This window comes from Sphingobium sp. BYY-5, from assembly GCF_022758885.1.
GTDB lineage: Bacteria > Pseudomonadota > Alphaproteobacteria > Sphingomonadales > Sphingomonadaceae > Sphingobium.
In genome coordinates this window covers 1,702,873-1,716,727 of sequence record NZ_JALEBH010000001.1, presented here as the reverse complement: position 1 = coordinate 1,716,727, position 13,855 = coordinate 1,702,873, and the positions used below count along the sequence as shown (strand labels likewise).

Genomic DNA, 13,855 nt, shown 5'->3' with positions numbered 1-13,855 from the left:
CATGTTTGGCATCGATTCGTCCGAACTTCTGGTGATCGTGATCATTGCGGTGATCGTGATCGGGCCGAAGGACTTGCCGCGCGCGCTCTATAAGGTGGGGCAGATCGTCGGCAAGGCGCAGGGTATGGCCCGTCATTTCCGCACCGGCATCGACGCCATGGTGCGGGAAGTCGAATTGGAAGAGCTGGAAAAGAAATGGGCCGCGCAGAATAAGCGGATCATGGACGAGCATCCGGCTGATCCTGCGCTCGCCACGGAAGCGCTGCCCGCGCCTGCCGTGGAGGAAAAGCCCGTATTCGTGGCGGAATCCGCGCCAGTCGACGACAAGCCGCCCTTCGTGGCCGAATCGGCGCCTGTGTCCGCACCGGCTTCGGATGGGCCGCCCTATGTGGCTCAGGCCGCGTCAGTCGAGTCGCGCAAGGGTGACGCCGCAGCATGATAAACGACATCGATGACAGCAAGGCGCCCCTGCTCGACCATCTGATCGAGTTGCGCGGCCGCCTGCTCAAATGCGTCTATGCGCTCTTCATCACCGGCGCGATCTGCTTCTATTTCTCGGAACAGCTTTTTGCGATTCTGGTCCATCCGCTCAAGGAAGCCTTTGGCGACGCGGGCGGGCGGCTGGTCTATACCAAGCTGTACGAAGCCTTTTTCGTGCAGGTGAAGATCGCGGTGTTCGGCGCTTTCTGCCTGTCCTTCCCGATCATCGCCAACCAGCTCTGGGCCTTTGTCGCGCCGGGTCTCTATGCCAGGGAAAAGAAGGCGCTGCTGCCGTTCATCCTTGCGACCCCCTTCCTCTTCGCCATGGGCGCCAGCCTCGCCTATTTCGTGGTGATGCCCACGGCCTTCCATTTCTTCCTGGAGTTTCAGGGCAATAGCAGTGGTCTGCAGGTGGAGGCACTGCCCAGTGCGGACGCCTATCTGGGCCTCGTCATGCAGTTCATCCTGGCCTTTGGCATCAGCTTCCTGATGCCGGTGCTCCTGATGCTGCTCAACCGGGCGGGTTTCGTCACGCGGGCGCAGCTTATCGGGATGCGCCGCTACATGATCGTCGGGGCCTTCATCCTGGCGGCGGTGCTGACCCCGCCCGATGTCGTCTCACAGCTCATGCTCGCGATTCCGCTGTTGCTGCTCTACGAAATCACGATCGTCGCCATCTGGTTCACCGACCGCAAGCAGGCGCGCGATGAAGCGGCGGAGGAGGCCTCGGCCTGAGGCCGGCTTTTGTCAGGTCATAAGGAACGCTTGTTGGAAGCGCTTCCCTGTCTTCCCTAGACGATCGACATTCAGGTTAAAGCAGAAGTCTCAGCCTTATTTTCAACGTCATGCCGGACCTGATCCGGCATCTAGGGCCACAAAAGGCGTCGCCTGCGACTCTGGATGCCGGATCAAGTCCGGCATGACGGCTTGGGAAGCGCCTAAAACTCTGAATGTCGATCCGCCCTAGGTGAGCGTCATGAACGTCGATCGATCCCAGAGCGAGATGGCTTCACGTTGAATCGTCATTGCGAGCGCAGCGAAGCAATCCACTGGCGCTCGCATGGATTGCTTCGCTGCGCTCGCAATGACGAAGTGGTTTCACTTTAGGCCATCCGACTCTGGCGTCATTCCCAGAAAAATGGCCCGCCTGTCGGGGCGGGCCATGTCAGGGAGGGGACTATGAAAACGGATTGAAACGCGAAGGGGCGCTTAATTCACCGCTCTTTCCATGGCCTTGCCGGCGCTCTCCACGTCGCGGCCTGCGCCCTGGACGGTGTTGCACGCAGCGACCAGCAGCGAACCGGTGAGCAGCAAGGCGGCCAGGATATTTTTCGCCATCGACTATCTCCTTGAACATATGCCGCATGAATTGCGTCAGGAAAGTAACCCGCGGCGAACCGATCCGTTCCGACGGTGACGCTGCTGCTGATTTCAAAAGAAGGATGGCCCGGAAAAGTCTGAGCCCGGCCGAAAAAGTCTGAGCCCGGAACGTGTCGGGGGGGAAACGTTCCGGGCTCATATTTTTTGGATAGCAAGAGCGGGGGGCAAAAGATTTGCTATCCGCAATGCAGAACCCCCGGCGACCGGAATAGGTTCCGCGCCGAAGCGAGAAATTTCGATTTTTATTTGCCGTCTTTTCCAAGGCTTTCGCTGGTCAACATCATGTTAACCGGAAAAAAGTGCGGGCGCAGGCAAAAAAATGCGGGTTCAGGTCAATGGACGGCCGCTGTTGCGATATTCGGGACGGATGGTGGATTCCGGCAAGCCGTCACCGTCATGCGGGGCGCGGGACGGGGGTGGCGCCCAGCCCATGGCCGGCGTGACAGGTGCAGCCGACGGGGGACTTGCGTGCGGAGCGGCCCAATAGTCGGGCGGCGTCACCGGTTGGGCCGGCCAGATGCGGCGCGCCGGGCCGGAGATCGGCTCCCGGCCGCGATAGGCGGTGGTGAAGGCGCCGGCCGTGCCGTTAAAGCCGGGATTGCGGTAGAAGATATGTGCGCCGATAACCGCGACGGCCTGCAAGCTGAACGACCAGTCCGGCCGCACCGCCAGCGTGTGATAATGGGTGGCAAGGCCGACCGGCGCATAGACCCGGCCGGCCAGCGCCTCCTGCGCGATCCGCCGCGACCGCGCCCAGGCGACGGCATTGGGCATACGCGCCATGGAACCGTCGCAACTGAAGGTGAACTGGCATTTGTCGTCGAGCCGCTCGGTCCCTTCATAGACGACGCCGCAGACCGTATCTGCCCAAAGGTGGCTGCGCACCCGGTTGAGCACCACTTGCGCCACGGCGCGCTGCCCGTCCTCCGGTTCGTTCCCGGCCTCATAATAGACGGCGTTGGTCAGGCAATTGAGCGCGCGATAGCTGTCGAGCGCCGTGGTGCCACGGAAGATGGCGGCCGGGGCGGCCTTCACCGCGTCCAATCCCAGCACATGCCGGCTGCGCACTGTATCGACGCCCGGCACCGGATTGAATGCCCCCTCGGCAAAGAAGAAGGCGGAGCCGGGGAAATTGTCGTCCGGTTGCTCGGCCGGGTCGAGCGGGGCGGGCGCGCCGTCCAGCAGGTCGAGCGGGGCGGCGGTGATGAGGCGCGGCGCGACCAGCGCGGCAAGCGCCAGCGCGGCGATGCCGCTCTTCGCCTTCCACTCCTTCATCCGCATGGCAAAGCCCTGAATATCCGCGGCATGTCGCCGCACGGCATTGCCCCTACGCGAAATTCCTTTCCACTTCGCTGCTGTTTTCGGGGGTGTGCCGCGATGGGACGTCCGTTTGGGAAAGCGTTAACGCGAATGGAAAACCGTCCCTTTGCCGGTCGCATCAATCCCTTGCTTGGCAAAGCCGCGCGCGCTCCGCTATGCGTTGCGCCATGCTGCTCGTATCCAATAGTCTCGCGCTGATCGGCAATACGCCGCTTGTGCGCCTTGCCGGCCCTTCCCAGGAAACCGGCTGCGATATTTTCGCCAAATGCGAATTTGCCAATCCCGGCGCGTCGGTCAAGGACCGTGCGGCGCTGTTCATCGTCAATGATGCCGAGGAGAAGGGGCTGCTCAAGCCCGGCGGCACCATTGTCGAGGGGACGGCGGGCAATACCGGCATCGGCCTGGCGCTGGTCGCCAATGCGAAGGGCTATAAGTCGATCATCGTCATGCCCGAGACGCAGAGCCGGGAGAAGATGGACACGCTGCGCGCGCTGGGCGCGGAACTGGTCACGGTGCCGGCCGCCGCCTATTCCAACCCCGGTCATTTCGTCCACACCTCCCGCCGGATCGCGGAGGAGACGGAAAACGCGATCTGGGCCAATCAGTTCGACAATATCGCCAACCGCAAGGCGCATATCATCGGCACTGCCGAGGAAATCTGGACACAGATGGATGGCCGGGTCGACGGCTTCACCTGCGCGGCGGGCACCGGCGGCACGATTGCGGGCGTGGGGCTGGGCCTCAAGGCCAAGGACGAGGCTGTCACGATTGCGCTCAGCGATCCGCATGGGGCGGCGCTTTTCAACTATTATGCCCATGGCGAGTTGAAGGCGGAGGGCAATTCGGTCGCCGAAGGCATCGGCCAGGGGCGCATCACCGCCAATCTGGAAGGCGCGCCGATCGACACGCAATTCCGCATTTCCGATGAGGAGGGGCTGCATTGGGTCGGCCGCCTGCTCGCCGAGGAAGGGCTGTGCCTGGGCCTGTCGTCGGGCATCAATGTCGCGGGCGCGGTGGCGCTGGCAAAGCAATTGGGGCCGGGCAAGCGGATCGCGACCATATTGTGCGATACCGGCTTTCGTTACCTCTCGACGCTCTACAATCGTCAATGGCTCGAATCGAAGGGCTTGACGGTGTTCCCCTGGCTCGCGCACACTGCATGAACGCCGACACGGGTCGCGGCGAAGAGAATAAGAGCGCGAATATGGCTGAGACACCCCGCCGTCAGGAAGGGTTGCAGCGTGTTCAGATCGGTCTCACCGGTCTGGCTGGCGTAGTGCTACTCGTAGGCCTGGCCAATATCGTGATCGAAAAGGCGCGGGTCGACGATGCCGCGCTTCCCCCGCCGACGGTCCCGACGCTCAGCGCCAACGCCGTCGCACCCAAGGAGCCGTTGGCCGAACTGGGCGTGCAGCCCGCGCCCGAACAGGCGCCGATCGTCCCCGACCTGCAACCTGACCCCAATCTCAACAAGCCCATGGACCGCGACCCCGCGCAACAGCAGCCCCATTAAGTCATGGCGAAGGGCAGGGGGATGGTCGCCATCGTGGCGGCGCTGAAACGATTCCTCTGGCTCTGGCTGCCGATGCTGGCCGCGCTGCTCGCGGGGCTGAGCCGCGCCTGGCGGACCGGGCAGGCCGATCCCTGGGATTGGGGCGTTGCGACAGCGGTGGTGCTGGCGGTCGTCGGCCTGCTGCTCGCGCGGCGTAGCTGGGCGGTGTGGACCTGGGTGGCGGTGGGAGCGGCTGGGTCGGCGCTGATCTTTTGCGCCCTGGCGGCTGCGCGGATGCCGGACATTCCGGCCGGTCTGGGTTTGTCCGTGGTCGCCTTGCTGGCGGTTTTCGGGGGCGCCTGGGTGCGCCACGCCCTGTTGGGGAGAATCGCGGGGGCTTTCCTGCTTGCGCTTGCCGGCCTGCTTCTCTGGCGCGGCCCGGCGCAGCCGGTCACGCCTGTTCCGGGCCGTCCCAAACTTGCCGTCATCACTGGCCTGCCGCTTTTCTGGGCCGAGCCGGGAGGCGGCGGGGCGGCGCTGCGGGACGCGCCGATCATCGCGGTTCTGCGCACGCGCTTCACCGTGGAACCGATCGACGATCCCCTGCGTCTCGCCCGCTCGGATGTGCGCAGGCTGCTTGTCGCGCAGCCCCGCGCTTTGGCGCCCCAGCAACTCGTCGCGCTCGACCACTGGGTCAGGATGGGCGGCACGGCGCTGGTGCTGGCAGACCCGTTGTTGTGTTGGCCCTCCGCCCTTCCGCTGGGCGACCGCCGCCGCGTGCCTTCTGCCAGTCTGCTGGCGCCCTTGCTCGCCCATTGGGGTTTCACGCCCGGCTCGCTCGTTGCCGGAGAGATCCGTCATTTCCTGCCCGATGGGCATCTTGTCACCCTGTCCGACGCCGGCCTCTTTTCGCCCGCTGATGCCCTGCCGCTGCGCAAACGGATCGGCCGGGGCGAGGTGCTGCTGCTGGGCGATGCTGACCTGATCGATGATCGGCTCTGGCTTGCCGATCCTGCGCGCCCGCTCGATCCGCGCGCCTGGGTGGCCGATACACCGGCTTTGGTGAGCCATTGGCTTGGTGCGTCCATCCCCGGCGAACGGCATTGGATGCGCGCGCCGGCGGATGTGATTGCGGGGCTGCGCTGGGCGATTCTGGCTGGGACAGGCTGGGCAATATTGGGTGCGATGCTGCTGCACGCGCAATTCGTCGCAAAAAAATCTGGAACAAAAAGTGAAAATAAGCCCAAAAGGAGCCAAAAAAGCAGTTCAACCCATTTTTAACCGGCTTTTCCCATCGATTCCCGACTTTTCCCTTTCCAGTCGGCCCCATGCTTGGTAGATATTACAGCATTGGGGTTCGTCAGGCTTTGTGCAGTCCTGTGCGCCGGATGGTCTTCTCGCGATTCCGGCGGAGGGCGGCCTGCGCCCCGGATAAAGAGGGCCTGTTTTCAACGTGTCGGACGTTATTCTCTATTCGGGCAACGCATTCAGCGTCGCGGACGGCAAAGGCCGTTTCGTGCTGCCCCTGGAGATGCGCAAGCTGGTGAAGCAGGCCAGCGGCGGCGAAAATCGTCTGTGCCTGTCGGTTCATTTCGACAATGGCTGCGCCACCGGTTTCGGCCTGTCGCACAAGCAGTTCCTGTTCGATGAAGTCGAGAAGCTGGAGCGCCAGGCTTATGAGTCGGGGCGCGACTTCAACGCCGATCTGGAGCGCGAGAATCGCCTCGGCACGATCGAGGACGTCAATTTCGACGATGGCGGCCGGTTCTTCCTGCACCCCGATATCAAGGAAGAGGCCGGGATCACCGATGCGGTCTTCTTTTATGGCGTCGGCCGCTATTTCCAGATCTGGCATCCGCAGGCGCTCGTCGAAAGCCCCGATCGCCCGGCGCTGATCCGCAACAAGGTGAAGCGCTGGCTGGAAAGCCGTGCGGCGGAGGGCGGCCAATGAGCGCCGCCGTCACCGCCCCTCATATCCCCGTCCTGATCGACGAAGTGCTCGACGCGCTCGCCATTGTCCCTGGCGAGATTCATGTCGACGGCACTTTCGGTGCGGGCGGCTATAGCAGCGCCATGGCGCGCGCGGGCGCGCGCATCTTCGCCTTCGATCGTGATCCCGATGCGATCCGTGAAGGGCAGGCCGTCGCCGATGCGCATGGCATCACCCTTATCCCCGGCGAATTTTCGCGGATGGCGGAACTGCTGGCCGATCACGGCATCGACAAGGTGGCGGGCGTGACGCTCGACATCGGCGTGTCCTCGATGCAGCTCGACCGGCCGGATCGCGGCTTTTCCTTCCAGTCGGACGGTCCGCTCACCATGACGATGAGCCAGGACGGCATGAGCGCCGCCGATTTCCTCAACACCGCCCCGGAGGAGGAGATCGCCGACGTCATCTATCGCTATGGCGAGGAGCCGCGCTCGCGCCGGGTCGCCCGAGCGATCGTGGAGGCGCGCCCGCTGGAGCGCACCGGCCAGCTCGCCGCCGTGGTCCGCCGCGCGCTGGGCTACAAGCCGCATGACAAGAAAGACCCGGCGACCCGCACCTTCCAGGCGATCCGCATCCATGTGAATCGCGAACTGGAGGAGCTGGAGCGCGGTCTCGAAGCGGCCGAGGCGCTGCTGGAGGAGGGCGGTCGCCTGGCGATCGTCACCTTCCACAGTCTGGAGGACCGCATCGTCAAACAATATCTGCGTAAGCGCAGCGGCGGCGAAGGCGCGGGGTCCAGGCATCTGCCCGAACGCGCGGCCGACGCCGCGCCGACTTTCGCCAAGCCTGCCAAGGCGGTACGACCCGGCGAAGCGGAACTGGCGCGCAATCCCCGCGCCCGGTCGGCCACGCTGCGCAGCGCCGTCCGCACATCCGCTCCCGTTTCCTCGCCCTCTCGGAGTTCCCGGTCATGATCGCCGTCAAGAGGTTGCAGAGCCTGATCTGGGTGATCCTCGTCGCGCTGGGCGCGCTCGGCGCCTATATGGTGTCGCTGAAAGTCGCGACCGAACGCAACGACCTGATGCGGGTGCGCGCGCAGATCGCAGCGACGAAGGCGGACATGCGCTATCTGGAAACGGAATTCAGCGCGCGCGCCTCGATGCGCCAGCTCGAAAGCTGGAACCAGCATGACTTTCTCTATGCCACGCCGACCGCCCAGCAATATCTGGGGGGCGAGCGTGCCCTGGCGCAACTGGACGGGGTACAGCCCAATGGCCCGGATTATGTCGCGCCGCCGGTGATGGTGGCGATGGTCGAAACGCCGGCCGACTTGCCCTCCGCGCCGCAGAAAGCGCCGGCAAGCCCGGCTGCGACCCAGATCCGCAGCGACATCGCGATCATCCGTGAGGCGCACGCGGCCGACAATATCGACAAATTGCCCAGGCCCGCGCCGCGTACCCCGGTGCAGCAGGCCAAGGCGGATGCCGATGTCTCCACGCCCAATCCGATCGCGCGCAAGGCGGAACGGATGGCGATGCTCGACGCCAAATTGCTGGATGACAGCACTCTGGGCGACCTCACTGCGAAGGCGGCGCGCGAACGGCGGAAGGGGGCGCGCTGATATGGCGACGATCATCGTCCAGCCGGGCGGGCCGCGGGCGGGGCGGCAGCGGGTCAGCCTGACCGCCATCGCCCATAATCGGCTGATGCTGTTGCTCATCCTGTTCATGGCAATCACGACAATATTGATCGGCCGGCTCCTGTGGGTCGGCATTTTTGCTCATGGGGTGGGCGGTGACGGGGCGCTGGGTCCGTTCGTGCCCGCGCGGGCCGATATTGTCGACCGCAACGGCGTGCCGCTGGCGCGGACCATGGACGCCTATTCGATTGCGGTGCGCCCGTCCAAGCTGATCGGCGATCCTGCGGAACTGGCGCGCAAGCTGCACGAAATCTTCCCGGATGAGGGCGAGGCGGCGTTCCACAAGAAGCTGACCGGCAAGGGCTGGGCCTATCTGCGCCGCCGCGCGCTGCCTGAACAGGTGGCGGCGGTGAATGCGCTGGGGGAGATCGGCATCGAATTTCCGCGCGAGAAGGAGCGCCTCTATCCGCAGCGCACCCTCGCGGCCCATGTGCTGGGCTTTGCCCCCAATAGCGAGGGCACGGGCGGCATGGGTGTGGAGGCGGCCTTTAACGATCGGCTGACCGAGGTCGCCCAGCGTGGCAAGCCCTTCGCTATCTCGATCGACAGCCGGGTGCAGGGCGCGCTGGAAAGCGAACTTTATGCCCAGTTGGTGGCGCAACGGGCCAAGGGCGCGGGCGGCATCATCCTGGACGCCAATACCGGCGAAGTGATCGCCATGGCCTCCATCCCCGTGTTCGATCCCAACAAGCTGGAAAATTACGCCGGCAAGCGTTGCAGCGAATCGCCGCTCTGCAATCATATGGTGCAGGCGCGCTACGAGCTGGGTTCGGCCTTCAAGCCGCTGTCGATCGCCGCCGCCATGGACAGCGGCGTGGTGACGTCGATGAGCAAGCGCTATGACGCGACTGCGCCGATCGCCATCGCCGGCTTCCGCATCAAGGACGACCATCCGCTGGGCCGCTGGGTGAATGTGCCGGAAATCCTGGTGCATAGTTCCAACATCGGCACGGCGCGCATTGCCGACGAAATGGGCGCCGAGCCGTTGCAGAAACTGTTCCGTAGTCTTGATTTCGACCAGCGTGCGCCGATCGAGTTCAACGAGCGGGCAAAGGGCATCTGGCCGTCCAGCTGGGGCCGCATCACTACGCTCACCGTGTCCTACGGCCATGGCATCGCGGTGACGCCGCTGCATCTGGCGACCGCCTATGCCGCGCTGGTCAATGGCGGCATGTGGCGTCCGGCCACCATCCGCAAGCTGCAACCCGACGAAGTGCCCGAAGGACGACGCGTCTTTTCCGCCGCCACCAGCGCGCGGATGCGGCAACTGTTGCGGATGATCGTATCGGCGGGTACAGGGCGTAGCGCCGACGCCAAGGGATTCCGGGTGGGCGGCAAGACGGGTTCCGCCGAAAAGCCCCAGGAAGGGCGTTATAACAAGACTTCGCTGGTGACGACTTTCGCTTCTGCCTTCCCGATGGACAATCCCCGCTATGTCGTGGTCGCGATCATGGATGAGGCGACGGGCGCCTTCGGCCTGCGCACTGCCGCCTGGACCGCCGCTCCGGTGGTCAAGCGCGTGGTGGAGCGCACCGGGCCGATGCTGGGCGTGATGCCGGACGAACGGCGGGACGTGGATATTTCGGATTTGATGCCGTTGCTGCACGGCGACAAGGAGAAAGAGTGATGCGCCTCGGGTCGCTTATCGAGGCACTGGATGTCGAGGTCGCCCAAACGGCAAATGCCGCCGGCGGCCTCGACATGTCCATTACAGGTTTCGCGATCGATAATCGCAAGGTGGCGCCCGGCACGGTGTTCGGCGCCTTCCAGGGTCTGCGCGTCAATGGGGAGGATTATATCCCCGATGCGGTGAAGGCCGGCGCCATCGCCGTGGTCGCCCGCCCGGAGGCGAAGGTCGAAGGCGCGGTCCACATCGCCCACGCCAATCCGCGCCGCCTCTTCGCGCTGCTGGCTGCGCGCTATTTTGCGCCTTTTCCCGATGTTACCGTCGCCGTCACCGGCACCAACGGCAAGACCAGCACGGTCGAACTCGCGCGTCAGCTTTGGCGGATGCTGGGTCACAAGTCCGCATCCATCGGCACGCTGGGCGTCACCACCTCGGTCGATCAGGTGTCGACCGGCCTCACCACGCCGGACATCGTCACCTTCCTCGCCAACATGTCGGGCCTGAAGCGCGAGGGGATCACCCATGCCGCGTTCGAGGCGTCGAGCCATGGCCTGGACCAGTATCGCACCGAAGGGCTGCCGGTGGTCGCCGGCGCCTTCACCAACCTGTCGCGCGATCATCTCGATTATCATGGCGACATGGACAGCTATTTCGACGCCAAGATGCGTCTGTTCGACGAAGTGGTCGCGCCGGGTGGCGCGGCGGTCGTCTGGGCCGATGACGCATGGTCGGACAAGGTCATCCAGCGGGCTACGAAGCGGGGGCTTCGTGTGCTGAGCGTCGGGGTGCAGGGGCAGGCTTTACGGCTCGCCAACCGCACCCCGACCCAGTTGGGTCAGACGCTGGAGATCGTGGCGCCAAGGGAGGATGGCGGCAAATCCTACAAGGTCAACCTGCCGCTGATCGGCGCCTATCAGGCCGCCAATGCGCTGACCGCCGCAGGGCTGGTGATCGCGACCGGAGCGGATACGGCAAAGGTGCTGGAACTGCTCGGCCGGGTACAGCCGGTGCGCGGGCGGCTGGAACGTGCGGTCATCAGCCGCGCGGGCGCGCCCGTCTATGTCGATTATGCCCATACCCCCGACGGCCTCAAGGCCGCGATCGAGGCGTTGCGCCCGCATACGCGCGGCAAGCTCATCACCCTGTTCGGCGCGGGCGGCGATCGCGATGCCGGCAAGCGCCCGCAAATGGGCAAGGTTGCCGCCGACCTGGCCGATTATGTCATCGTCACGGACGACAACCCCCGATCGGAGGAGCCGTCCGCCATTCGCGCCGCCGTGCTGGCGGGCGCGCCGGACGCACAGGAAATCGGCGGCCGCCGCGCGGCGATCACCGCCGCCATCCAGATGGCCGGCGCCGACGACATCGTGCTGCTCGCTGGCAAGGGCCATGAACAGGGCCAGATCATCGGCGATCGTGTCCTGCCCTTCGACGACGTCACCGTGGCGCGGGAGTGCGCGGGTTGAGCGATCTCTGGACGTCGGAAGAAATCGCACAGGCCACAGGCGGCGCCGCGTCGGCGCCGTTCGCCGTTTCGGGCGTCGCGTTCGACAGCCGCGAAGTGGGGCCAGGCGATCTGTTCGTCGCGATGAAGGGCGAGACGACCGACGGCAATAAATTCGTCGACAAGGCGTTCGGGCAGGGCGCGGCGGGTGCAATCGTCAACACCGCCGTCGATCATCCCCATATCCTGGTCCCAGACAGCGCCGCCGCGCTCGAAGCCCTGGGAAGGGCCTCCCGCAACCGCATGACCGGCAAGGTGATCGGCGTCACCGGATCGGTCGGCAAGACCGGCACCAAGGAAGCCCTGTTCTTGGGCCTGGATCGCGCCGCGCCGGGTGAGGTGCATCGGTCGGTCAAGAGTTACAACAACCATGTCGGCGTGCCGCTGAGCCTGTCGCGTATGCCGCGCGGATCGGCCTATGGCGTGTTCGAAATGGGTATGAACCATGCGGGTGAACTGGCTGCGCTGACGCGACAGGTGCGTCCGCATGTCGCGATCATCACCGCCATCGCGCCCGCCCATATTGAGTTTTTCGGCACCGAGGCGAAGATCGCCGAGGCCAAGGCCGAGATTTTCGAGGGGCTGGAACCGGGCGGCACCGCGATCATCCCCTATGACAGCCCGCATGTCGCCGCGCTCTACAGCAAGGCGGAGCGTCATGCCGATCATATCCTGACCTTCGGCATGAGTCCGGAGGCGGACATTCACGCGCTGGAGACGATCGCGGCGCCCGGTGGCGGTACGCTCGTCACCGCCAAGCTGCCGGAAGCCGAACTCTGCTTCACCATCGCCGCGCCGGGCGATCATTGGGTGTCCAATGCGCTGGCCGTGCTCGCCGCGGTCGAGGCGGTCGGCGGCGATCTCGCGGCGGCGGGCCTTGCCCTTGCGGAAATGCCCGGCCTGCCGGGGCGGGGCGAGCGCCGCATCCTGCCGGTCTTGGGCGGCGAAGCCTTGTTGATCGACGAAAGCTACAACGCCAACCCGCTGTCCATGGCCGCGACGCTCAAGCAACTGGGCCGCGAAGGCGCGGACCGGCGTATCGCCATATTGGGCGGTATGCGCGAACTGGGCGATCGCAGCGCCGAACTCCATTCGGGCCTGGCCGATCCGATGGCGGCGGGGCAGGTCGACTTCGCTATATTGGTCGGCGCGGAAATGGCGCCGCTGGCCGATGCGCTCGACGGCGCCATCCCCTACACCCATGTCCCCGACACGGCGACGGCCATCCCTCTTATCCAAACCGAAATGCGTGCGGGCGACGCGATCCTGGTCAAGGGTTCCAACGGCGTCGGGCTGTCCCGCCTGGTTGCCGCCCTAGCCAAGTCCGCGCGCGACGGAGACACAATCTAATGCTCTACTGGCTGGCCGAAACCCTGGACTTTGCAGGTGTCTTCAACCTTATCCGCTATCTGTCCTTCCGTGCGGGCGCGGCGATCGCCACCGCGCTCATCATCGGCCTGTTGATCGGTCCCAAGTTCATCGGCTGGCTGCGCGTGCGCCAGGGCAAGGGACAGCCGATCCGCGACGACGGCCCGCAAAGCCATCTTTCCAAGCGCGGCACGCCGACCATGGGCGGCCTGATGATCCTGACCTCGATGGTGATATCGGTGCTGCTGTGGATGGACCTCAGCTCCACCTATGTCTGGGCCTGCCTGTTCGTGACGCTGGGCTTCGGGGCGATCGGCTTCCTCGACGATTATGACAAGGTGACGAAGGCCAGCCACAAGGGACTGTCGGCCCGGATGCGCCTGTTGTTCGAATTTCTGATCGCGGGCTTTGCCGCGTGGTTGATCGTCCACCAGCATGGCAATACCGCGCTCTACGTCCCCTTCTACAACGGCCCCGCGATCGAGCTTGGTCCGTTCTATTTCTGCTTCGCCGCCTTCGTCATCGTGGCGTTCGGCAATGCCGTGAACCTGACCGACGGCCTCGACGGCCTCGCCACCATGCCGGTCATCATTGCCTGCATGGCCTTCATGGCGATCGTCTATCTGGTCGGCCGCGCCGACTTCGCCCAATATCTGGGCATTCCCCATGTGCCGGGCGCGGGCAACCTCACGATCCTGTGCGGCGCGATCATCGGGTCGGGCCTTGCCTTCCTCTGGTTCAACGCGCCGCCCGCCGCCGTCTTCATGGGCGACACCGGCAGCCTGGCGCTGGGCGGCACGATCGGCGTGATCGCCGTCACCGCGCATCATGAAATCGTGCTGGGCATCATCGGCGGCCTGTTCGTGGTGGAGGCGCTGAGCGTCATCATCCAGGTCTTCTTCTACAAGCGCACCGGCAAGCGCGTGTTCAAGATGGCGCCGATCCATCATCATTTCGAACAGCTTGGCTGGGCCGAGCCGACCGTGGTGATCCGTTTCTGGATCATCGCCTTCGTGCTGGCGCTCGCCGGCCTCGCCACCCTGAAGCTGAGGTAA

14 protein-coding genes are annotated in these 13,855 nt (G+C 64.9%); 12 read left to right on the top strand and 2 right to left on the bottom strand.

The window, feature by feature from the left end; translation table 11 throughout:
- Position 1: 1 nt before the first annotated feature.
- Together tatB and tatC are read left to right on the top strand one after the other, a co-directional pair.
- Entirely contained in the window at positions 2 to 439 is a 438-nt protein-coding gene (gene tatB, locus MOK15_RS08160; protein ID WP_242931147.1) for a Sec-independent protein translocase protein TatB, read from the top strand.
- Positions 436 to 1,215 (top strand): twin-arginine translocase subunit TatC, encoded by a 780-nt coding sequence (gene tatC / locus MOK15_RS08155; protein WP_242931146.1) that lies wholly within the window; start codon positions 436 to 438, stop codon positions 1,213 to 1,215. Before tatB ends, tatC begins: the two co-directional genes overlap by 4 nt.
- A gap of 474 nt (positions 1,216 to 1,689) precedes the next feature.
- Here tatC and MOK15_RS08150 read toward each other — a convergent pair whose 3' ends face one another.
- Positions 1,690 to 1,818 (bottom strand): entericidin A/B family lipoprotein, encoded by a 129-nt coding sequence (locus tag MOK15_RS08150; protein ID WP_242931145.1) that lies wholly within the window; start codon positions 1,816 to 1,818, stop codon positions 1,690 to 1,692.
- Between the two features lie 369 nt (positions 1,819 to 2,187).
- Positions 2,188 to 3,141: a cell wall hydrolase gene (locus MOK15_RS08145; protein WP_242932685.1), complete on the bottom strand. Its 954-nt coding sequence runs from the start codon at positions 3,139 to 3,141 to the stop codon at positions 2,188 to 2,190.
- Between the two features lie 206 nt (positions 3,142 to 3,347).
- On the opposite strand from MOK15_RS08145, the gene MOK15_RS08140 reads away from it, so the two are divergent.
- The 10 genes from MOK15_RS08140 to mraY all read left to right on the top strand — a co-directional run bounded on the left by MOK15_RS08140 (position 3,348) and on the right by mraY (position 13,855).
- Positions 3,348 to 4,343, top strand: coding sequence for a cysteine synthase A (locus MOK15_RS08140; RefSeq protein ID WP_242931144.1), 996 nt, complete (start codon positions 3,348 to 3,350; stop codon positions 4,341 to 4,343).
- A gap of 41 nt (positions 4,344 to 4,384) precedes the next feature.
- Positions 4,385 to 4,693 carry a hypothetical protein gene (locus MOK15_RS08135; RefSeq protein ID WP_242931143.1) on the top strand — a complete coding sequence of 103 codons (309 nt, stop codon included), beginning with the start codon at positions 4,385 to 4,387 and terminating at the stop codon, positions 4,691 to 4,693.
- Positions 4,694 to 4,696: 3 nt separating this feature from the next.
- Positions 4,697 to 5,953, top strand: coding sequence for a GldG family protein (locus MOK15_RS08130; RefSeq protein ID WP_242931142.1), 1,257 nt, complete (start codon positions 4,697 to 4,699; stop codon positions 5,951 to 5,953).
- Between the two features lie 172 nt (positions 5,954 to 6,125).
- Entirely contained in the window at positions 6,126 to 6,623 is a 498-nt protein-coding gene (locus tag MOK15_RS08125) for a division/cell wall cluster transcriptional repressor MraZ (protein ID WP_242931141.1), read from the top strand.
- Entirely contained in the window at positions 6,620 to 7,576 is a 957-nt protein-coding gene (gene rsmH / locus MOK15_RS08120; protein WP_242931140.1) for a 16S rRNA (cytosine(1402)-N(4))-methyltransferase RsmH, read from the top strand. Before MOK15_RS08125 ends, rsmH begins: the two co-directional genes overlap by 4 nt.
- Positions 7,573 to 8,223 (top strand): colicin transporter, encoded by a 651-nt coding sequence (locus tag MOK15_RS08115; protein WP_242931139.1) that lies wholly within the window; start codon positions 7,573 to 7,575, stop codon positions 8,221 to 8,223. The genes rsmH and MOK15_RS08115 overlap by 4 nt, the downstream gene beginning before the upstream one ends.
- Position 8,224: 1 nt before the next feature.
- Positions 8,225 to 9,928, top strand: coding sequence for a penicillin-binding protein 2 (locus MOK15_RS08110; protein WP_242931138.1), 1,704 nt, complete (start codon positions 8,225 to 8,227; stop codon positions 9,926 to 9,928).
- Positions 9,928 to 11,394, top strand: coding sequence for a UDP-N-acetylmuramoyl-L-alanyl-D-glutamate--2,6-diaminopimelate ligase (locus MOK15_RS08105; RefSeq protein ID WP_242931137.1), 1,467 nt, complete (start codon positions 9,928 to 9,930; stop codon positions 11,392 to 11,394). Before MOK15_RS08110 ends, MOK15_RS08105 begins: the two co-directional genes overlap by 1 nt.
- The gene (murF, locus tag MOK15_RS08100; RefSeq protein ID WP_242931136.1) at positions 11,391 to 12,782 is read left to right on the top strand and encodes a UDP-N-acetylmuramoyl-tripeptide--D-alanyl-D-alanine ligase; all 1,392 of its coding nucleotides are present in this window, start codon (positions 11,391 to 11,393) and stop codon (positions 12,780 to 12,782) included. Before MOK15_RS08105 ends, murF begins: the two co-directional genes overlap by 4 nt.
- Positions 12,782 to 13,855, top strand: coding sequence for a phospho-N-acetylmuramoyl-pentapeptide-transferase (gene mraY / locus MOK15_RS08095; RefSeq protein WP_242931135.1), 1,074 nt, complete (start codon positions 12,782 to 12,784; stop codon positions 13,853 to 13,855). The genes murF and mraY overlap by 1 nt, the downstream gene beginning before the upstream one ends.